Genomic DNA, 18,352 nt, shown 5'->3' with positions numbered 1-18,352 from the left:
GTGATCCTCGGGGCCGAGTTCCTGTCCCGATGGGGGGCTTTCCTGTCCCGACACAGTTCATGGGAGTTGCAGCCGATGACCACGGGAGTCGCCGTCCCCGCGCGACAGGTGTCCGCCCGTGCGCTGGGTCCCGACGCCCTGCGCGTCACCGCCATGGTGGCGATCCTCCTCGTGATGCTGGTGGGCGCCAACCCGTTCCACGACGGCACCGCGCCCGAGAACGCGGCCTCGGGGGCGGGCGGCAACCTCGGCAACCAGATCCTGTTCCTGATCATGGGCGGCCTCGCCGGCACGATTCTCTTCGCCCGGGGCGCCGCCGCCCTACGGCCGCTGGCCAGCCTGCCGATCCTGCTGATGCTCGCCTGGCTCGCCGTATCGACGGTGCTGTCCATCGAGCCCCTGGTCTCGGCCCGCCGCCTGGTCTCCCTCGTGATCGTCACCGCGGCGGCGGTGTCGCTTCTCGTGGCGGCGCGCGACGCGCGCCAGTTCGCCACGGTGCTGGGCGCCACGGTGCTGGGAATCGTGGGCATCAGTTATCTCGGCCTCGTGCTCGTGCCCGAGCGCGCCATGCACACGGCCTTCGACCTCATCGAGCCCGAGCACGCCGGCAGCTGGCGCGGGGTCTACGCGCACAAGAATGCGGCGGGCGCCGCCATGGGGGCGTTCGTGTTCGTCGGCCTGTTCTGGGCGGGGACGGGGCAGCGCATCCTCGGCTTCCTGCTCGCGGGCGCCGCCGCCCTGTTCCTCGTGTTCACGAACGCCAAGACCTCCGTCGCCATCACGCCCGCGGTGCTCGCCCTCACCTGGTTCTGCACGTGGTCCGGGGCGACCGTCTGGCGGCGCCTCGTGCTGCTCGCGCCCCTCGCCCTCCTCCTGACGGTGACGGTGGGGTCGGTCCTGGTGCCGGAGATCGGCGCCCTGGTGGCGCGTCTGGCCGGCGACCCGACCTTCACCGGCCGCACGGAGATCTGGGAGTTCGCCGCCGACAACATCGCCAGGCGTCCCATCGCCGGCTACGGCTACGGCGCGTTCTGGGAGAGCGTGTTCTACGGCGGCGGCGCCGACGCGGCGACCTGGGTCAACCGGGCCACGGACGCGCACAACGGCTACCTCAACACCGCCCTCGAATCCGGCCTCGTCGGCCTCGCCCTCACCCTGTGGTGGCTCGTCTGGGCGCCCGTGAGCGACCTCCAGGCCCGGGCCGGGGGCCGCTCCATCGACCCCCTGACGATGCTGTTCCTGCGCCTGTGGCTGTTCATCATCCTCGTGGCGGTGTTCGAATCGGTGTTCTACCAGGCCACCAACGGGCTCTATTTCCTCCTCGTGGTGTCGGTGCTGGGCCTGCGCTACCTGGCGCGGACCCGGGTGGTCGCGGGTGGGGACCGGGCGGAAGGGGACCGGGCGGAAGGGGACCGGGCGGAAGGGGACCGGGCGGAAGGGGACCGGGCATGACGCCGCGCGCGGACCAGGCCGACCCCGCGGGCCCCCATCCGGCGGTGGAGCCCCTGCCGGCGCTGACCTCCCTGCGCTTCGTGGCGGCGGCCTACGTCCTCGCCTTCCACTTCGCCGGCTACGAGGCAGGCCGTGCGGCGATGCCCGATGCGGTCTTCCTCGGTTACTCGGGCGTGACGTTCTTCTTCCTGCTGTCGGGCTTCATCCTGGCCTACAACTATCAGCGGGTGGACCTGTCGCCGCGCGCCGCGCGCCTGCGCTTCCTGCGCGCGCGGGTGGCACGGGTCTATCCCGTCTACCTCCTGGCCCTCGCCATCGGCTTGCCGTGGTTCGTCGTCTGGACGGCGAAGGTCGTGCCCCCGCTCCAGACCCTGATGGCCTCCGGCGCGGTGCTGGCGCCGCTCGGCCTCCACGCCTGGGTGCCGGGCGCGGCCTGCTCCCTCGACTGTCCGAGCTGGTCGGTCTCGGCGGAGCTGTTCTTCTACGCCCTGTTCCCCCTCCTCCTGCCGCTCGCCCTCAGGCGGCCGGGCCCGACGGCGCTCGTCACCCTCGCGGCCTGGGCCGCGTCCGTCGCCCTCGCGATCCTGGCCTGGAACCGCTTCGCCCCCGGCCTCTCCCTCATCGCGCCGACCGCGGACGCGGCGACCCTCCTGGCGCAGGCGATCAAATACAATCCCCTGCTGCGCCTGCCGGAATTCGTGGCCGGCCTGCTCCTGTTCGTCCTGTGGCGGCGGGTCCGCCTGCCCCTCGGGGTGCTCCTCACCTGGGCGGGAGTGGCGGCCCTGGCTCTCGTCGCAGGGGTCGAGACGATCCCCGAGCCGCTCATGCACAACGGGCTCACCGCCGTGGTCTGGGCACCGGTGATCCTGGCCGGCGCCCAGGTCCGCTCCGGCCCGCTCACGGCCGGGTGGTTCGTCTTCCTCGGCCGCATCTCCTTCGCCCTCTACCTCCTGCACGTGCCCGCCTACGCCTTCGTGTCGAGCCTCGACCGGACCGTCCTCGCCGGCCGCCTCGCCGGCACGGCCTGGCTCACCGTCGCGCTCGCGACGCTCCTGTCGCTCGCCGCCGCGAGCGCCGTGCACCTGGCGATCGAGGAACCGGCGCGCCGGCGCCTCCTTCGGCCCCGCGCGCCCGCGCGCGAGGCGGCGCCCCTGCCCTCGGCTTGACGAACCGGCATGTCGCAGCTCCCTCCGCAGGCCCATTCGCTCACCCTCGCGGCCGGTCCGCCTTCGGCGCCCCTGCACATGGCCTATCGCCCGGACATCGACGGCCTGCGCGCGGTGGCCGTCCTCGTGGTGCTGTTCTTCCATGCCGGCGTGCCGGGCCTGTCCGGCGGGTTCGTCGGCGTCGACGTGTTCTTCGTGATCTCGGGCTACGTGATCACCCGGGGCATCCTCGCCGACGTGGCGGCGGGCCGGTTCTCCCTCGTCCGGTTCTACGAGCGCCGCATCCGCCGCATCCTGCCGATGCTGGTGGCGACGATTCTGGCCACCTACGCCCTCGCCCTGCTCTATCTGCCTCCCGGCGCCATGGACGATTACGCCCGCAGCGTCGTGGCGGCCGCGGCCTTCGCCGCCAACGTGTTCTTCTGGAAGACCACCGGTTACTTCGACCTCGAGGCGCAGACCCGGCCCTTGCTGCACACCTGGTCGCTCTCCGTCGAGGAGCAGTTCTACCTCGTGGTGCCCATCGCCTTGCCGCTGCTCCTCGCCCGCTCGCGGCGGGTCGCGGCGGCGGCTCTTCTCGCGGCCCTGCTGGCCTCCCTCGCCCTCGGCATCGTCCTGACGAACAGCGCGCCCGGCGCCAACTTCTACCTCCTGCCCACCCGCGCCTGGGAACTCCTCGTCGGTGCCCTCCTGGCCTTCGCGGCCGACTGGACGCCGCCGCGCGCCCTGCGCGAGGCCATGGCGACGGGCGGCCTCGGTCTCGTCGCCACCGCGGTCCTGGCCTACGACGAGGCGACACCATTTCCCGGCCTGAACGCCCTGGCGCCGTGCCTCGGAGCAGCCCTCCTCATCGCCGCCGGGAATGGCCCGACCGCCATCGGCCGGGTCCTGTCGGCGCCGCCCTGCGCCGGCCTCGGGCGGATGTCCTACGCCCTCTACATGGTGCATTGGCCCGTGGTGGTGTTCGCTCGCTATGCCCTGCTGCGCGAGCCGGCCGGGTGGGAGATCTGTGCCGTCGTCGCGGCCTGCCTCGTCTTCGCCTACGCCGCCTGGCGCTGGATCGAGACGCCGTTCCGGTATGGGCGATCCACCGGAACACGGGACGGTCATCGTCCGCTCTTCGCCGCCACGGCCGCTGCCCTGACGGTCCTCGCGGCCCTCGGCCTCGCCGGCACCCTCGCGGAGGGCTTTCCCGCGCGCTTTCCCGACATTCGGCCGGGCGCCCTCGCGGCCCTCGAGCGGGCGGGCTGGAAGGGCGGGCGCTGCTTTCTCGAGAACCAGCGCGTCGCGGACTGGGCGGGAGCCGAGTGTCTGCTGGCCCGGGACGCGCCCGCCACCGCCCTGCTGTGGGGCGATTCCTACGCGGCCCATTACGTGCCCGGCCTCGTGCGCAACGCCCCCACCCTGAGCCACGCCATCCTCCAATACACCTTCGCCGGCTGCCCGCCGCTCCTCGCCTACGCCTCGCGGGCCAAACCCGGCTGCCGGGACTTCAACGCCCACGTCTTCGAGATCATCCGCGCCTACGGCATCGACAGCGTGGTGCTGGCCGCCCGCTGGGACCTCCTGCCCGCCCGGACGCTGGCCAACCTGCCCGACACCATCGCGCGTCTCACGGCGGCGGGGGTCGCCGTCTCGGTGATCGGCCCCTCGCCGCTGTTCGCGTTCGACGTGGGCGTGCTGGGCGCGCGCGGCGCCGGCACCCGGGTCGACGGCTCGGCGGCGTGGTTCGCCCACCGGGGCGATCCGGCGATCCGACGTCTGTCGGCGAAGGCCCGCTTCGCCGACCCCCTGCCGACCTTCTGCGACGGCCCCCTGTGCCGCTACCGCGCGGACGGCACCGACCTGTTCCTCGACACCGGCCACCTGTCGCAGGCGGGCAGCGAGCGGGCGGTGCGGGCATATTTTCCCCTCCTGCGCTGAGCCGGGGATCACAATCGCGCCCAGATCATGTCAGCGAGCGTTCAGCCGGGCGGGGGCATTTTGGTTGGCGATCCGGTCCTCGCGGCCGGATCGCCCTCACAACAGCAGAAGGGTCTGTTCCATGTCTGTGAACGCGCTCGTCGCGGCTGTCGCCGTCGCCTGCGGTGTCGGCCTCGCCTCGGCCGCCCATGCCGCTCCGCTGCCCCCGGCTCCCGCCGGCACCCTCGCGGCCCCGTTTGCCGGTTCCCCCACGGATGCCACGGTGCAGACCGTCGCCTTCGGTTGCGGCCCCGGTTGGGCGCCCAATCGCTGGGGACGGTGCCGGCCGATCTACCGGGGCTACGGCTACGGACCGCGTCCGTTCTACGGCCCCCGGCGCTTCTACGGGCCGGGCTACGCCTACGGACCACCGCGCCCGTTCTACGGCCCCCGCCCCGTCTACGGGCCGTTCTACTGATTCGGCTCCCGATCGAGGACGCGGGCGGGCTCTCCGCCCGCGTCCCTTCGCGCATGAGCCGTGAGGGTTGAAATCGCCTAGACCTCCCCGAACCACACCCGAGGGGATCCCATGCGTCGCGCGCTACCGCCCTGTCCCGGTCTTGGTCTTGGTCTTCTTGGTCTTGCCGCCCTGGCCGGAGCCACCCTCCCCGCGGGAGCCCAGGAGCCGGCCCAGGACGCGACGGGCGGGCCGGTGCTCCAGACCGTGGACGCGGCCAACACCCGCTATTCGCCCCTCGACGGGATCACGGCCGAGAACGTCGCCCGCCTCCAGGTCGCCTGGACCTTCTCGACGGGCGTGTTGCGTGGGCACGAAGGCGCCCCGCTGGTGGTCGGTGCGGTGATGTACGTCCACACGCCGTTCCCCAACATCGTCTATGCCCTGGACCTCGACCACGACGGCCGCATCCTCTGGAAGTACGAGCCCAAGCAGGATGCGTCCGTCGTCGCGATGCTGTGCTGCGACACGGTCAATCGGGGTCTGGCCTACGCGGATGGGGCGATTCTGCTGCACCAGGCCGACACCACGCTGGTGTCCCTCGACGCCGCGACCGGCCGGGTGAATTGGGCGGTCCGCAACGGCGATCCGGCCCGGGGCGAGACCAACACCGCCACGGTCCTGCCGGTGAAGGACAAGATCCTCGTCGGCCTTTCGGGCGGCGAGTTCGGCGTGCGCTGCCACCTCACCGCCTACGACGCGAAGACGGGCCGGCGCCTCTGGCGGGCTTACTCCATGGGCACGGACGCCGACATGCGCGTCGATCCCGAGACCACCACCGTGCTGGGCCGGCCCATCGGCCGGGATTCCTCCCTCGCCTCGTGGGAGGGCGACCAGTGGAAGACCGGCGGCGGCTGCACCTGGGGCTGGTACGCCTACGATGCCGCCCTGAACCTCATGTATTACGGCACCGGCAATCCCTCGACCTGGAACCCCGGCCAGCGCCCCGGCGACAACCGCTGGGCGCAGTCCATCGTCGCCCGCGATCCGGATACGGGCCGGGCGCGCTGGCTCTACCAGATGACGCCCCACGACCAGTGGGACTACGACGGCGTCAACGAGATGATCCTGACCGACCAGGCGATGGACGGCCGCATGCGGACGCTGCTCACCCATTTCGACCGCAACGGCTTCGCCTACACCCTGGACCGTGCCACGGGCGAACTCCTGGTGGCGGAGAAGTTCGATCCGGCGGTGAACTGGGCCACGCACATCGACCTCGACCGGGCCTCGAAAACCTACGGCCGGCCCGTCCTCGATCCGCGCTACGCCCCCGAGCGGACCGGCGAAGACGAGACCACCCCGGGCATCTGCCCCGGCGCCATCGGCGCCAAGAACCAGCAGCCGGCGGCCTACTCGCCCCGGACGCGCCTGTTCTACGTGCCGACCAACCACATCTGCATGACCTACGAGCCGTTCCGGGTGACCTACACGCCCGGCCTGCCCTATGTCGGCGCCACCCTGAGCCTGCAGCCGCCGCCGGGCGACGGCCACACCGGCAGCCTCACGGCCTGGGACGGGGTGCGCGGACGGATCGCCTGGTCGATCCCCGAGCCGTTCTCCGTGTGGTCGGGCGTCCTCGCCACCGCCGGGGACGTGGTGTTCTACGGAACCCTCGAAGGCCATCTCAAGGCCGTCGATGCCCGGACCGGCCGGGAACGCTACCGGTTCAAGACCCCGTCGGGCATCGTCGGCAACGTGACCACCTACACCCACAGGGGCCGGCAATACGTGGCGGTGCTCTCAGGAATCGGCGGCTGGGCCGGCATCGGGCTGGCCGCCGGTCTCACGGACCCCAACGACGGCGCCGGGGCGGTGGGCGGCTACGCGGCGCTCGCGAACTACACGGCGCTGGGGGGCCAGCTCACGGTGTTCGCCCTGCCGGACTGATGTCCGGGTTCGAAGGGTCGAGCCCTTCGCGGGTCCAGGCAAGAATTTACAAAGACCGGCCCTGGGTTCTGCGTCGGGCTCTGCCCGACACCCGCCGAAGGGGTGACCCCTTCGGGATCCCGGACCGGAAGGCTCACGCCCGATCGGCCTCCTCCTCCGAGGGTGCGTAGACCGCGTCGCCGAGGCGCCGCAGGGGGCCACCGGGGCCGGAGCGCTTCCACAGGCGGGTGTTGAGGGCGGCCACCGGATCGTGGCCGGGCAGGTCGAAACCCCGTGCCGTCAGGCCGGGCAGGATCTCGCCCGCATGCAGCGGCCGGTTGGCCTCGTGCAGGATGTCGAGGGCGGCGGCCACCAGGGCGCGCCCGTGGCGGCGGGCGGCGGCGATGTCCTCGCCCGGGCGTGCTTCGGGGGCCTCCGTCGGCGCTCGGGTGGGCTCGGCCGGGGCCGGTGTCGTCAAGGCCGCAGAACCGGCGCCGAGACGGCGGCCGAGTTCGAGGTAGAGGGCGTGGTCGGCGATCTGCCGGTCGAGGGCGTCGCGCTGGCGGCGCAGGGCGGCCAGGGCTGCTTCCGCCTCGACCTCGTTCAGGAACATGGATGCCTTCCTGGAATATTCTGGGATGATCCGGCCGATCGAGTCTAACAGAATATTCCGCTCCCGCAATCCATGCCCTTCTATTCCATATCTTCCATCGCTGCATGGGACGCTCAGGCGGCTGCCGCCTTCCGCGGGAGCTTGCCCGCGCGTGGCGGAATCAGCAGGGCGCCGGCATCGGCCGGCTGGAGCAGCATGCCGTTGTCGTCCAGCCGGATCGGCAGCTTCGGGAATACCTCCTGCAGATGGGCGAGATCCGCCTTGAAGGCCTGCCGGAAGCTGCGGATGCTGGCATTGTCGGCGCCGAACTGCCGGTGCAGGTTGTCCCAGGTGAGCCGGAGGGGACGCTGGAGCGCGCGCAGGCGGTAGCCGACCCAGAACAGCAGATCGAGCTTGCGCGCCGAGCCCGAGAACGCCCGAGCCGCGCGGATGTCCACCGGCAGGGCGTGCTGGATCAGATTGTCGTAGAAATCCTGGTGGAACTGGACGCTCTTCTGCCAGACCACCCCGTCGGCGCCCTGCGGCAGCCACAGGTCGAGCTGGCGGAACGGCGGGACGTTGAGGGTGCTGGCGCTGCCGGCCCCGTCCCACAGGCCGATCTGCAGGGTGCAGGCGGCGAGCCGCGCCAGCTGCTCCTTGAACTGCCGGATGGTGCCGCGCTCGCCGCCGGTGACGGCGAATCCCATCTCCTTCATGAAGCCCGACAGGCTGTCGGCCACCGCGATGGTGGGGCTTCGCTGGCGCACGGCCTCGGTGCAGAGGTGCAGGAGCACGAGGCGAGCCTTGGGGCCGTAGGGCAGGCCCTGGAACTCCATCTCGCCGGTGGCGGGGTTCTTCAGGCGTCCGGCCAGGAGACTGAGGGAATTCTTGCCGTATTCCCGGAAGAATTCGCGGGCTTCGCCGGGGTCCCGGTAGGGCAGGCCGCAGAGCGCCAGCACCGAGTGGATGTGCTGGAGGTTCTCGGGCCCCGTGGGCTCGTTCTCGATGACCTCGCGCACGGCGTCGCGCCGGCGCTGGTCGCGCGCCATGGCCTGCCGCCGCCCGGCGACGGCCCCGCGGGCGGCGGCCTCGGCGTCCCGCGCCCGCTGCCGGTGCAGGATGGTCTCCGCGATGGTAGCGAACAGGAAGCCGCCGCGCGCCGCCTCGACCTCGGCCAGGAGATCGGCGTCGCGGATGCCCGCCAATGTGTCCTCGATCCCCAAAAGCCGCGATCCCGAACCCGTACCGTCCGCGCCGAGGGGCGCCATGAGGACGGGACCATGCCCGATCCGGGGCATGGGAGTCTCACGGGCGGGCGGCGTCATCCCGGCTATCCACCGGTCGGGACTCGTGAATTCGATCCTGCGGGTCGCGCGTCCGGACCGGGCGAGGGCGGCACGCAGAGTTCGATACGGGGTCGGTTTTCGAACTATCCCCGGAGTTCACCGGCCGGATCCGGTTTCCACGCCGAACCCAATACGCGGATGCGCCGAATCCCATACGCCCACCCCCGTTTCCCACGCAGAGTTCGATACGGACCGGCGCAGAGTTCGATACGAAACCACGCAGAGTTCGATACGCGAACAGGGCTCAACCCCTTCCGCGCACGCAGGTTTTCGACTCTCCATATAACCTGCATAACTGACTCTCTGAGAATCTCTTACTGATACCTTTCCTAAGGGGATCGGGCGCCGTTCGGTTTAACGAACACGCCGGGCAAAGGGGGTTTTTGGGGGACTTTTGAAGGGATGCGCACCGCCTGTCCCGGATCTGTCCCCAGCCTCACCCCTCCCCGGCCGGATCGGCTATGGGTTCCTTCGCCCTCGCCGCAAACGTCCCGGAGTCTCCCTTGACCATCGACGCGCTCCTGACCCTGATGGCGGCCCTGCGCGACCCGGAGACGGGTTGCCCCTGGGACCTCGCCCAGACGCACGCCTCCATCGCACCCTACGCCGTGGAGGAGGCCCACGAGGTCGTGGACGCCATCGAACGGGACGACGCGGCGGATCTGCGCGACGAGCTCGGCGACCTGCTGCTCCAAGTCGTGTTCCACGCCCGGATCGCCGAGGAGACCGGGCGCTTCACCTTCGCGGACGTGGTGGACGCCATCGTCGCCAAGATGGTCCGGCGCCACCCGCACGTGTTCGCCCCCGACGGCGGCCCGGTACCGGCGGACTCATCCTTGCGCGATCCGGCGGCGGTGGAGCGGCAATGGGCGGCGATCAAGGCGGCCGAGCGGGCGGGGCGGCCGACGCAGCATACGGGTCCCCTCGACGGCATCGCCTGCGCCTTGCCCGCCCTCAGCCGCGCGGCAAAACTCTCGGCCCGGGCGGCGACCTACGGCTTCGACTGGTCGGACCCGGCCGACGTCGTCGCCAAGGTCCGCGAGGAGACCGACGAGGTCGCCGACGCCATGGCCAACGGCACCCCCGAGGACATGGCCGAGGAGGTCGGCGATCTGCTGTTCTCGGTGGCCAACCTCGCCCGCCATCTCGGGATCGATCCGGAATATTCCTTGAGATCAGGGAATACGAAGTTCGAGCGGCGCTTCACCGCCATGGCGGCCCGCCTCACGGCCGACGGGAATACGCTGGGCGACGCGTCCCTAGACACCATGGAGGCCGCCTGGACGGCGGTGAAGCGAGCCGAGAAGAGGTGAGAGTCAGGGTTCGAAGGGCTAGCCCTTCGCGGGTCCAGGGCGGAACCCTGGAGGTCTTCGTCGGGCTCTCCCCGACACCCGCCGAAGGGGTGACCCCTTCGGAATCCCGGACACGGACGCCCTGCCCTCACTTGGTCCGGCGGGGCCAGTCGATCACGTGGGTGGCGTAGAGGGCCCACCAGACGAAGACCGGCTGAAACGCGAGGCGCGGCCCGTGATACCACCACGAATCCGGCAGGCCGGCGACGGGGATGCCCTCCACCGCGTGCTTGATGTTGGCCGGGAACACGCAGACGGCGTAGAGGGCGAGCCCGATGCCGGCCCAGCGCCGGGTCGGCGGCCAGATCAGGCCGGCGACGCCGGCGAGTTCGCAGAGGCCCGTGAGGATCACCACGCGGCGCGGGGCCGGCACCCAGTCCGGCATGATCGGCAGGAACGCGTCGGGGGCGGCGAGATGCACGATCCCGATGAAGCCGTAGGCCGCCATCAGGGCGAGGCGCAGCCACCAGCGGTGATCGCGCGGCCCGGTCACGCTTGCATGGCCGCGCGCAGGGCCTCGCTCAAGGCCGTGACGGCCGGATGCTCGGCAAACGCCGTCGCGCCGACTGCCCGCGCGGGGGCCAGCCCGCGCAGGGAATTGGTGAGGAACACCGCCTCGGCGCCGAGGAAGTCCGGGAGTTCGAGGGGCCGCTCCTCGACCACGAGCCCGAGGCCCGGGGCCAATCCTAAAAGTTCGGCGCGGACGATGCCGGCGAGTACGCCCTCCGACAGGGGCGGGGTGACGAGGCGGGTGCCGAACACCGCGAACAGGTTGCCGGTGCCGGCGCAGGCGACGCGCCCGTGGGTGTTGCAGAACAGGGCCTCGTCGAACCCGGCCGCCCGCGCCTCGGCCGCCGCCAGCACGGCGTCGAGGTAGCCGAGCGTCTTCCAGCGCGCGGCCGGCGAGGTGTCGTTGCGGCGGATGTCCGTGGGATGCAGCGTCAGGGAGGCGAAGGGCAGGGCGGGCGGGAGCGGCGCCGCGCTCGCCCACAGGACCGGGCGCGGCTCGGCCGGGGGCGCGAGGCCGCGCGGTCCCGCGCCCCGGGTCACGGTAGTGCGGATCGCCGCCAGCTCCCCTGCCCCGTCGGCCACGGCCCGCATGGCTTGCGTGATGCGCGCCGGGTCGACGAAGAACCCGAGGGCCCGCGTGGCGGCGGCCAGACGCGCGACATGCGCGGCCTCGAACACGATGCGGCCGTCGCGGGCGAGCGCCGTGTCGAACACCCCGTCGCCCAGGGTCAGGCCCCGGTCGGCGAGGTCGAACTGGGCCGTCGGCCCCGCAATGAGGGCGCCGTCAAACCACGGCATGGGACCGCACCCGCTCCTGCCCCTCCCCCGCGCGCCAGGCGCGGGCCAACTCCAAAAAGTTGCCGAACAGGGCGTGGCCGTGCTCGGTCAGCACGGATTCCGGGTGGAACTGGATGCCCCAGGTCGGATGCTGCGTGTGGGACAGGGCCATCACCTCGCCCTCGGCCGAGACGGCGTCCACGGTGAGCGACCTTTCCATGCCGGGCTCCGGCGTGACGATGAGGGAATGGTAGCGTCCCACCTGCATCGGGCTCGGCAGGGCGGCGAACAGGCCTTGCCCCCTGTGGGTGATGGGGGTCGCCTGGCCATGGAGCGGCCGGCCTGCCCGTTCGACGCGACCGCCGAAGGCCGCCCCGATGGCCTGGTGGCCGAGGCAGACGCCGAGCAGGGGGATCGCGCCGGACAGCTCGCGGATGGCGGGGAGCGAGATGCCGGCCTCGGCGGGCGTGCAGGGGCCGGGCGAGATCACGATCGCCTCGGGGGCGAGCGCCCGGATGCCGGCGACATCGACGGCGTCGTTGCGCACCACCCGCACGGTCTGTCCGAGTTCCTCGAAGTACCGCACCACGTTGAAGACGAAGGAATCGTAATTGTCGATGACGAGGATCACGGCGCGCTCTCCCCGTCTGGCTCGAACGCCTGGAACACCCGCGCGGCCTTGGTCAGGGTCTCCTCGTATTCGCGGCCCGGGTCGGACAGCAGGGTGACGCCGCCGCCCGCCTGAAGCACGGCCGTGTGGCCCTCCATCACCACCGTGCGGATGGCGATGGAGGTGTCGAGGCTACCGTCGAAGCCCAGGGCCCCGATGGCGCCGCAATAGAGTTCGCGGGCGTCGCCCTCGATCTCGGTGATGATGTCCATGGCGCGCAGCTTCGGTGCTCCGGTGATGGAGCCGCCGGGGAAGGTCGCCTGGATCAGGTCGATGGCGTCCATCCCGTCCTTCAGGGTTCCGGTGACCACGGACACGAGATGGTGGACGGAGGCGTAGGATTCGAGCCCGCACAGGACCGGCACCCGCACGCTGTGCGGTTCGCAGATGCGCGAGAGGTCGTTGCGCAGGAGGTCGACGATCATGATGTTCTCGGCGCGCTCCTTGGGGTCGGCCTGGAGCGCGGCCCCCAGGCGCGCATCCTCCGCCAAGTCGGCGACGCGGCGCACCGTGCCCTTGATCGGGCGGGTCTCGATGTCCCGCCCCGAGAGCTTGAGGAAGCGCTCGGGGCTGCTCGAGGCGACGCGCAGGGTCTCGAAGGCGAGATAGGCGCCGAAGGTCGCCGGGTTGGTGGCGCGCAGGCGGCGGTAGAGACCGAGCGCATCGAAGCCCGCCGGCAGGCTGGCCTCGAAGCGCTGGGCGATGTTGGCCTGATAGATGTCTCCGGCGCGGATGTAGTCCCGCACCCGCTCCACCGCGGCCTCGTAGGCGCCCTTCGTGAAGTTGGAGTGCCAGACCAGGGGACCCTGCGCCGCCGGCTCGGGCGTCGGACGGGCGCCGGAGAGGCAATGCGCGAACAGGGCGAGGCGCGCCTGCGCCCGGGCCTGCCGGGCGGCGGGGTCTCGCTCGGGAAAGCCCGTGGCCATGAGCCGGCAGGTGCCGCTCTCGTGGTCGATGGTGAGCACCGTGTCGTAGAGGTTGAAGGCGATGTCGTCGCACAGGCCCGCGCGCCGGGCCGGGGCCGCCACCCGCTCCAGGCGTTCGCCGAGATCGTAGGCGAAGTAGCCGATGGCCCCGCCGGTGAAGCCCGGCTCGCCCGGCTCCGGGTCGATCCGATAGGGGGCGAGGCAGGCGCGCAGGGCGTCGAGGCCGGTACCGGGCACGGGCGCGCCGTCCAGGGTGGCCTGACCGTCGCGATACCGGAACCGGGCGAACGGGTCCGCCGCTAGGGTCGAGGTCCGGCCGAGGGTCGGGTGATGCATGGCGCTGTCGAGGAAGGCGAGCCCCGGCAGGTGCGCCAGGGCTTCTGCCGCCGCGACGGGATCGACGAACGGGATGTCTGCGGTCCACATGATGATGGGGGCTTAGAGAGTCACGCGGCAATGGGATACCCGCCCTGCCCTGCGGCAAGGATTCCGGGTTTTTCCGAGTTGGCACGTGCTTGGCCGCCGGGGAAGCGGTCGCGATGCATGGCGCGCCCGAAACGGTGAGGCTCGCAAGCCGGCCCGGATGCGGCTATAGAGTTGTCAACTCACCCGATTTCCTCGAATCACCGGCCGTTCGACACTCGTTCGACCGCGCCCGACGAGTGCCCATGACCGCTTCACCCCTGCTGCCGCCGGCGTCTTCGAAGGCCGCGCCCAAGATTTCGTTCGTGTCGCTGGGCTGCCCCAAGGCGCTGGTGGATTCCGAGCGCATCCTCACCCACCTGCGGGCGGAGGGCTACGAACTCGCCCGGCGCCACGACGGGGCGGACGTCGTCGTCGTCAACACCTGCGGCTTCCTCGATTCGGCGAAGGCCGAATCGCTCTCGGCCATCGGCGAGGCCATGGCGGAGAACGGCCGGGTCATCGTCACCGGCTGCATGGGCGCGCAGCCCGAGGAAATTCGCGAGAAGTACCCGAACCTCTTGGCCGTCACCGGCCCGCAGGCCTACGAATCCGTGGTGGCGGCGGTGCACGAGGCGGTGCCCCCGGCCCACGACCCGTTCCTCGACCTCGTGCCGCCGCAGGGTGTGAAGCTCACCCCGCGCCACTACGCTTACCTCAAGATTTCAGAGGGTTGCAACAATCGCTGCACCTTCTGCATCATCCCGTCCCTGCGTGGCGACCTCGTCAGCCGACCTGCGGGCGACGTGCTGCGCGAGGCGGAAAAACTGGTCAAAGCCGGCGTCAAGGAACTGCTGGTGGTCTCGCAGGACACCTCCGCGTACGGCGTCGACATCCGCTACGCCACGAGCCCGTGGCAGGGCCGCGAGGTCCGGGCGAAGTTCTACGATCTCGCCGCCGAGCTCGGCGAGCTCGGGGCCTGGGTGCGGATGCACTACGTCTATCCCTACCCGCACGTGGACGACGTCATCCCCCTGATGGCCGAGGGCAAGATCCTGCCCTATCTCGACATGCCGCTGCAGCACGCCTCACCCTCCGTGCTCAAGCGCATGCGCCGGCCGGGCAACCAGGAGAAGCAACTGGAGCGCATCCGGCGCTGGCGCGAGATCTGCCCGGATCTCGCCATCCGCTCGACCTTCATCGTCGGATTTCCCGGCGAGACCGAGACCGAGTTCGAGGAGCTGCTCGCCTGGATCAAGGAGGCGAAACTCGAGCGCGTCGGCTGCTTCGCCTACGAGCCGGTGAAGGGCGCGCCCGCCAACGAACTCGGTGACGCGGTTCCGCCGGAAGTCCAGGCCGAGCGCAAGCGCCGGTTCATGGAGGCGCAGCAGATCGTCTCCGCGCGCCTGCAGAAGGCGCGGGTCGGCAAGCGCCTGCCTGTCATCATCGATGCGGTGGAGGGCGGCATCGCCAAGGGGCGCTCGAAATACGACGCGCCGGAGATCGACGGCAACGTCCACGTCACCTCCCGCCGCCCGCTCCGCATCGGCGACATCGTCACCGTGAAGATCGAGCGGGCGGACGCCTACGATCTCTACGGCAGCGCGGTGTAGGCCGCGCTCTCGACGAAACCGACCCCGGCCGCCGCCATGGCGGCCATGGCGCGGGCGACCGAACCCTCGATGTCGATGCCCCTCACGGCATCGGTGACGACCACGGCCTCGAACCCCGCCGCGCGGGCGTCGAGGGCAGTCCAGCCGACGCAGTAATCCGTGGCGAGGCCGCACACGACCACGCGGGTGAACCCGCGCTCGCGCAGGTAGCCGGCGAGCCCGGTGGGCGTGGTCCGGTCGGCTTCCAGGAACGCCGAGTAGCTGTCGACATCGGATTGATGCCCCTTGCGGACCACCAGTTCGGCGCGTTCGGCTCGAAGCCCGGGGGCGAGGGCGGCACCGGCCGTTCCCCGCACGCAATGCTCCGGCCACAGCACCTGGCGGCCGTAGGGGAGCACCACGCTCTCGAACGCCGCCCGGCCCGGATGGCTGGTGGCGAAGGAGACGTGGCCCGGCGGGTGCCAGTCCTGGGTCACCACCACGTGGGCGAACCGGTCGATGAGGCGGTTGATCGGGGCGATCACCGCGTCGCCGTCCGGCACGGCGAGCGCCCCGCGGGCCAAGAAATCGACCTGCACGTCGACGACGAGGAGGATATCCGATGATCCGGGGATCACGGCGTCCTCCGATCCCGGGAGAACAGGATCCGAGTGGACAGGATCACGGGATCATCACCGTGGCGCCCGTGGTCTTGCGGCTGGCGAGATCGCGGTGGACCTGTGGCGCGTCCGACAGCTTCGCCTGGGCGTGGACGGGAATCGTCACCGCGCCGCTCGCCACCACGGAGAACAGGTTCTTGGCCATGGCGTCCAGGGTCTCGCGCTTGCCCGCATGGGCGAAGAGCGAGGGGCGGGTGGCGTAGAGCGAGCCTTTCTGGCCGAGGAGCGCGAGGCTGAAATCGTCCACGGGACCCGAGGCCGAGCCGAAACTCACAAAGAGACCCAGCGGGCTGATGCAGTCGAGGGACGCCGGGAAGGTGTCGCGGCCGACGCCATCGTAGACCACCGGCACGCCCTTGCCGCCGGTGATCTGCTTCACCCGGGCGGCGAAATCCTCGTCGCGGTAGAGGATGACGTGGTCGCAGCCGTTGGCCCGCGCGAGTTCCGCCTTCTCGGCCGAACCCACGGTGCCGATGACGGTGGCGCCGAGGTGCTTGGCCCATTGGCAGGCGATGAGGCCGACGCCGCCGGCGGCGGCATGGAACAGGATCGTGTCGCCGGCCTTCACCCGGTAGGTCCGGTGCAGGAGGTACTCGGCGGTGAGACCTTTCAGCATCATCGCGGCGGCGGTGGTGTCCTCCACCCCGTCGGCGAGGTGCACGGCGGCGCTGGCCTGGATCACCACCTCTTCCGCATAGGTGCCGGCGGCCGAGCCGTAGGCCACGCGCTCGCCGGCCCGGAACTCGGTCACGCCCTCGCCCACCGACACCACGGTGCCGGCGCCCTCATTGCCGGGGGTGAAGGGCAGTTGCGGCACCTTGTAGGCGCCCGAGCGGAAGTAGATGTCGATGAAGTTGACGCCGATGGCGCTCTGGCGGACGCGGATCTGCCCTGGGCCCGGCTCGGCCACCGTGACGTCCTCGTAGCGCATCACCTCGGGGCCGCCGTATTCGTGGACTCGGATCGCCTTCGGCATGGGGCTTAGCTCCTCGTGGTAGTCAGTTCAGAGCCGACATAGACGGTGTGCTGCGAAGGGCAATGGCGCATCGCCCCTGCCCGGCGGGTGAGCCGTTCGCGGAGCCCCTGCGCCTCATACGATCCCGGTGAGGTAGTAGATTCCGATCACCACGAACACGGCCGTCGTCTTGAGAACCGTGATGGCGAAGATGTCGGCGTAGGCCTGCCGATGGGTCAGTCCGGTGACGGAGAGAAGCGTGATCACGGCGCCGTTGTGAGGCAGCGTGTCCATGCCCCCGCTCGCCATGCTGGCCACCCGGTGCAGCACCTCCATGGGGATGCCGGCCCCTTGCGCCGCCGCGATGAAGGTGCCCGACACGGCTGCGAGCGCGATGCTCAAGCCGCCCGAGGCCGAACCGGTGATGCCGGCGAGCGCCGTCACGGTGACGGCCTCGTTCACCAGGGGGTTCGGGATCGCCGAGAGCGCCTCGCGGATGGCGAGGAAGCCCGGGAGTGCTGCGATGACCGCGCCGAAGCCGTACTCGGAGGCGGTGTTCATGGCGGCCAGTAGCGCACCCGCTACCGCCGCCCGGCTGCCCTCGGCGAAGCCCTGGGCGACGGGCTTCCAGGCGAAAGCCAGCACCGTGAGGATGCCGGCGAGCAGCGCCAGCTCAACGGCCCAAATGGCGGTGACCGAGGCGATCGTCGTCACGATGGGCTTGTCGAGGCCGGCGAGCGCCGTCTCGACCTTGGACCCGTAGAGGCGCGGGATCGCTGCCGTGAAGGCGAGGTTCGCGAGCCCCACCACCACGAGCGGCAGGAGGGCGATGGCCGGGTGCGCCCGCGCGGCGACATCCATCACCGCCGGTTCGTTGGTGTGGCCGCTGCCGTAGCCCTCGCCCCTCCGCTTGGCCGCCGCGATGCGCGCATCCAGATAGGCGACGCCGATGACGAGGATGAAGGCCGCGCCGATGAGCCCGAGCCAGGGGGCCGCCCAGGTGGTGGTGTTGAAGAAGGTGGTCGGGATGATGTTCTGGATCTGCGGCGTGCCCGGCAGGGCGTCCATGGTGTAGGAGAACGCGCCGAGCGCGATGGTGCCGGGGATCAGGCGCTTCGGGATGTCGGAGAGGCGAAACGCTTCGGCCGCGAACGGGTAGACCGCGAACACCACGACGAAGAGCGAGACGCCCCCATAGGTGAGCAGGTTGCACACCAGAACGATGGAGAGGACGGCCCGCCTGGCGCCGACGACCTCGATCACCGCCGTGACGATGGAGCGCGAGAAGCCCGACATCTCGATGACCTTGCCGAACACGGCGCCCAGCAGGAACACGGGCAAGTACAGCTTCACGAAGCCGACCATCTTCTCCATGAACAGGCCGGAGAACACCGGCAGCACGGCGGAGGGATCGGTGAGCAGCACGGCCGCGAGCGCCGCGATGGGGGCGAACAGGATGACGCTGAAGCCGCGATAGGCCACCAGCATGAGGAAGCCGAGCGCGAAGAGCGTGATGGCGAGGTTCACGGGCATCTCCGGCGCGGGCGGACGGGTGTTCTCGCCCGGGATGCTAACCGGCGCTGTTTTCCCGCACCATCGCGTCCCTTGACCGATCCGGGCTCCTCCCTCTGTAAGGGGTGACGG

The 18,352-nt window shown here is 70.9% G+C and carries 16 protein-coding genes; 7 read left to right on the top strand and 9 right to left on the bottom strand.

What is annotated here, in order from left to right:
* Positions 1-75 precede the first annotated feature (75 nt).
* From ASG60_RS04300 to ASG60_RS04280, 5 genes are all read left to right on the top strand, one after another.
* On the top strand, positions 76-1,452 hold the full coding sequence (locus tag ASG60_RS04300) for an O-antigen ligase (protein WP_056384341.1): 1,377 nt from the start codon (positions 76-78) through the stop codon (positions 1,450-1,452).
* Positions 1,449-2,618, top strand: a complete 1,170-nt coding sequence (locus ASG60_RS04295; protein ID WP_056384340.1) for an acyltransferase — start codon at positions 1,449-1,451, stop codon at positions 2,616-2,618. The genes ASG60_RS04300 and ASG60_RS04295 overlap by 4 nt, the downstream gene beginning before the upstream one ends.
* 9 nt (positions 2,619-2,627) lie before the next feature.
* Entirely contained in the window at positions 2,628-4,541 is a 1,914-nt protein-coding gene (locus tag ASG60_RS04290) for an acyltransferase family protein (RefSeq protein ID WP_082478826.1), read from the top strand.
* Between the two features lie 121 nt (positions 4,542-4,662).
* Positions 4,663-4,998: a hypothetical protein gene (locus ASG60_RS04285; protein ID WP_056384339.1), complete on the top strand. Its 336-nt coding sequence runs from the start codon at positions 4,663-4,665 to the stop codon at positions 4,996-4,998.
* A 111-nt stretch (positions 4,999-5,109) separates the two neighbouring features.
* A complete protein-coding gene (locus ASG60_RS04280) occupies positions 5,110-6,927 on the top strand; it encodes a methanol/ethanol family PQQ-dependent dehydrogenase (protein ID WP_056384338.1) in 1,818 nt (605 codons plus the stop codon).
* A 133-nt stretch (positions 6,928-7,060) separates the two neighbouring features.
* Here the strand turns inward: ASG60_RS04280 and ASG60_RS04275 are convergent, their stop codons facing one another.
* Together ASG60_RS04275 and ASG60_RS04270 are read right to left on the bottom strand one after the other, a co-directional pair.
* A complete protein-coding gene (locus ASG60_RS04275; protein ID WP_056384337.1) occupies positions 7,061-7,519 on the bottom strand; it encodes a hypothetical protein in 459 nt (152 codons plus the stop codon).
* A 113-nt stretch (positions 7,520-7,632) separates the two neighbouring features.
* Positions 7,633-8,766 (bottom strand): replication protein RepA, encoded by a 1,134-nt coding sequence (locus tag ASG60_RS04270; RefSeq protein WP_056384355.1) that lies wholly within the window; start codon positions 8,764-8,766, stop codon positions 7,633-7,635.
* Between the two features lie 539 nt (positions 8,767-9,305).
* Between ASG60_RS04270 and mazG the strand changes: the two genes are divergently transcribed.
* Positions 9,306-10,157, top strand: a complete 852-nt coding sequence (mazG, locus tag ASG60_RS04265) for a nucleoside triphosphate pyrophosphohydrolase (RefSeq protein ID WP_056384336.1) — start codon at positions 9,306-9,308, stop codon at positions 10,155-10,157.
* Between the two features lie 127 nt (positions 10,158-10,284).
* Here mazG and ASG60_RS04260 read toward each other — a convergent pair whose 3' ends face one another.
* From ASG60_RS04260 to pabB, 4 genes are read right to left on the bottom strand one after another with little or no spacing between them, the layout of a single operon-like run.
* Positions 10,285-10,644 (bottom strand): DoxX family protein, encoded by a 360-nt coding sequence (locus ASG60_RS04260; protein ID WP_056168124.1) that lies wholly within the window; start codon positions 10,642-10,644, stop codon positions 10,285-10,287.
* A 41-nt stretch (positions 10,645-10,685) separates the two neighbouring features.
* On the bottom strand, positions 10,686-11,504 hold the full coding sequence (locus tag ASG60_RS04255) for an aminotransferase class IV (RefSeq protein WP_056384335.1): 819 nt from the start codon (positions 11,502-11,504) through the stop codon (positions 10,686-10,688).
* Positions 11,491-12,114 carry an aminodeoxychorismate/anthranilate synthase component II gene (locus ASG60_RS04250; RefSeq protein ID WP_056303666.1) on the bottom strand — a complete coding sequence of 208 codons (624 nt, stop codon included), beginning with the start codon at positions 12,112-12,114 and terminating at the stop codon, positions 11,491-11,493. Before ASG60_RS04250 ends, ASG60_RS04255 begins: the two co-directional genes overlap by 14 nt.
* Positions 12,111-13,505, bottom strand: coding sequence for an aminodeoxychorismate synthase component I (pabB, locus tag ASG60_RS04245; RefSeq protein ID WP_056384334.1), 1,395 nt, complete (start codon positions 13,503-13,505; stop codon positions 12,111-12,113). The genes ASG60_RS04250 and pabB overlap by 4 nt, the downstream gene beginning before the upstream one ends.
* Before the next feature lie 242 nt (positions 13,506-13,747).
* On the opposite strand from pabB, the gene rimO reads away from it, so the two are divergent.
* Positions 13,748-15,094: a 30S ribosomal protein S12 methylthiotransferase RimO gene (gene rimO, locus ASG60_RS04240; protein ID WP_056384333.1), complete on the top strand. Its 1,347-nt coding sequence runs from the start codon at positions 13,748-13,750 to the stop codon at positions 15,092-15,094.
* Here rimO and pncA read toward each other — a convergent pair.
* The 3 genes from pncA to ASG60_RS04225 all read right to left on the bottom strand — a co-directional run bounded on the left by pncA (position 15,076) and on the right by ASG60_RS04225 (position 18,235).
* Complete coding sequence (gene pncA, locus ASG60_RS04235; protein ID WP_056167998.1) at positions 15,076-15,711, bottom strand: bifunctional nicotinamidase/pyrazinamidase; 636 nt, start codon at positions 15,709-15,711, stop codon at positions 15,076-15,078. The two genes, rimO and pncA, sit on opposite strands and share 19 nt — an antisense overlap.
* 43 nt (positions 15,712-15,754) lie before the next feature.
* On the bottom strand, positions 15,755-16,729 hold the full coding sequence (locus tag ASG60_RS04230) for a quinone oxidoreductase (protein WP_056384332.1): 975 nt from the start codon (positions 16,727-16,729) through the stop codon (positions 15,755-15,757).
* A gap of 114 nt (positions 16,730-16,843) precedes the next feature.
* Complete coding sequence (locus ASG60_RS04225) at positions 16,844-18,235, bottom strand: GntP family permease (protein WP_056384354.1); 1,392 nt, start codon at positions 18,233-18,235, stop codon at positions 16,844-16,846.
* Positions 18,236-18,352: the final 117 nt, after the last annotated feature.

Source organism: Methylobacterium sp. Leaf469 (assembly GCF_001424745.1).
In the GTDB taxonomy this organism is placed as follows: Bacteria; Pseudomonadota; Alphaproteobacteria; order Rhizobiales; family Beijerinckiaceae; genus Methylobacterium.
Note: the sequence above shows the minus strand (reverse complement) of the source record. Positions and strands in the feature narration are given on the sequence as shown.

What these genes read in the sequence shown, in the direction of transcription:
- ASG60_RS04300 (WP_056384341.1), top strand. Translation starts at nt 76, where the DNA reads ATGACCACGGGAGTCGCCGTCCCCGCGCGACAGGTGTCCGCCCGTGCG.
- ASG60_RS04295 (WP_056384340.1), top strand. Translation starts at nt 1,449, where the DNA reads ATGACGCCGCGCGCGGACCAGGCCGACCCCGCGGGCCCCCATCCGGCG.
- ASG60_RS04290 (WP_082478826.1), top strand. Translation starts at nt 2,628, where the DNA reads ATGTCGCAGCTCCCTCCGCAGGCCCATTCGCTCACCCTCGCGGCCGGT.
- ASG60_RS04285 (WP_056384339.1), top strand. Translation starts at nt 4,663, where the DNA reads ATGTCTGTGAACGCGCTCGTCGCGGCTGTCGCCGTCGCCTGCGGTGTC.
- ASG60_RS04280 (WP_056384338.1), top strand. Translation starts at nt 5,110, where the DNA reads ATGCGTCGCGCGCTACCGCCCTGTCCCGGTCTTGGTCTTGGTCTTCTT.
- ASG60_RS04275 (WP_056384337.1), bottom strand. Translation starts at nt 7,519, where the DNA reads ATGTTCCTGAACGAGGTCGAGGCGGAAGCAGCCCTGGCCGCCCTGCGC.
- ASG60_RS04270 (WP_056384355.1), bottom strand. Translation starts at nt 8,766, where the DNA reads ATGGCGCCCCTCGGCGCGGACGGTACGGGTTCGGGATCGCGGCTTTTG.
- mazG (WP_056384336.1), top strand. Translation starts at nt 9,306, where the DNA reads ATGGGTTCCTTCGCCCTCGCCGCAAACGTCCCGGAGTCTCCCTTGACC.
- ASG60_RS04260 (WP_056168124.1), bottom strand. Translation starts at nt 10,644, where the DNA reads ATGGCGGCCTACGGCTTCATCGGGATCGTGCATCTCGCCGCCCCCGAC.
- ASG60_RS04255 (WP_056384335.1), bottom strand. Translation starts at nt 11,504, where the DNA reads ATGCCGTGGTTTGACGGCGCCCTCATTGCGGGGCCGACGGCCCAGTTC.
- pabB (WP_056384334.1), bottom strand. Translation starts at nt 13,505, where the DNA reads ATGTGGACCGCAGACATCCCGTTCGTCGATCCCGTCGCGGCGGCAGAA.
- rimO (WP_056384333.1), top strand. Translation starts at nt 13,748, where the DNA reads ATGACCGCTTCACCCCTGCTGCCGCCGGCGTCTTCGAAGGCCGCGCCC.
- ASG60_RS04230 (WP_056384332.1), bottom strand. Translation starts at nt 16,729, where the DNA reads ATGCCGAAGGCGATCCGAGTCCACGAATACGGCGGCCCCGAGGTGATG.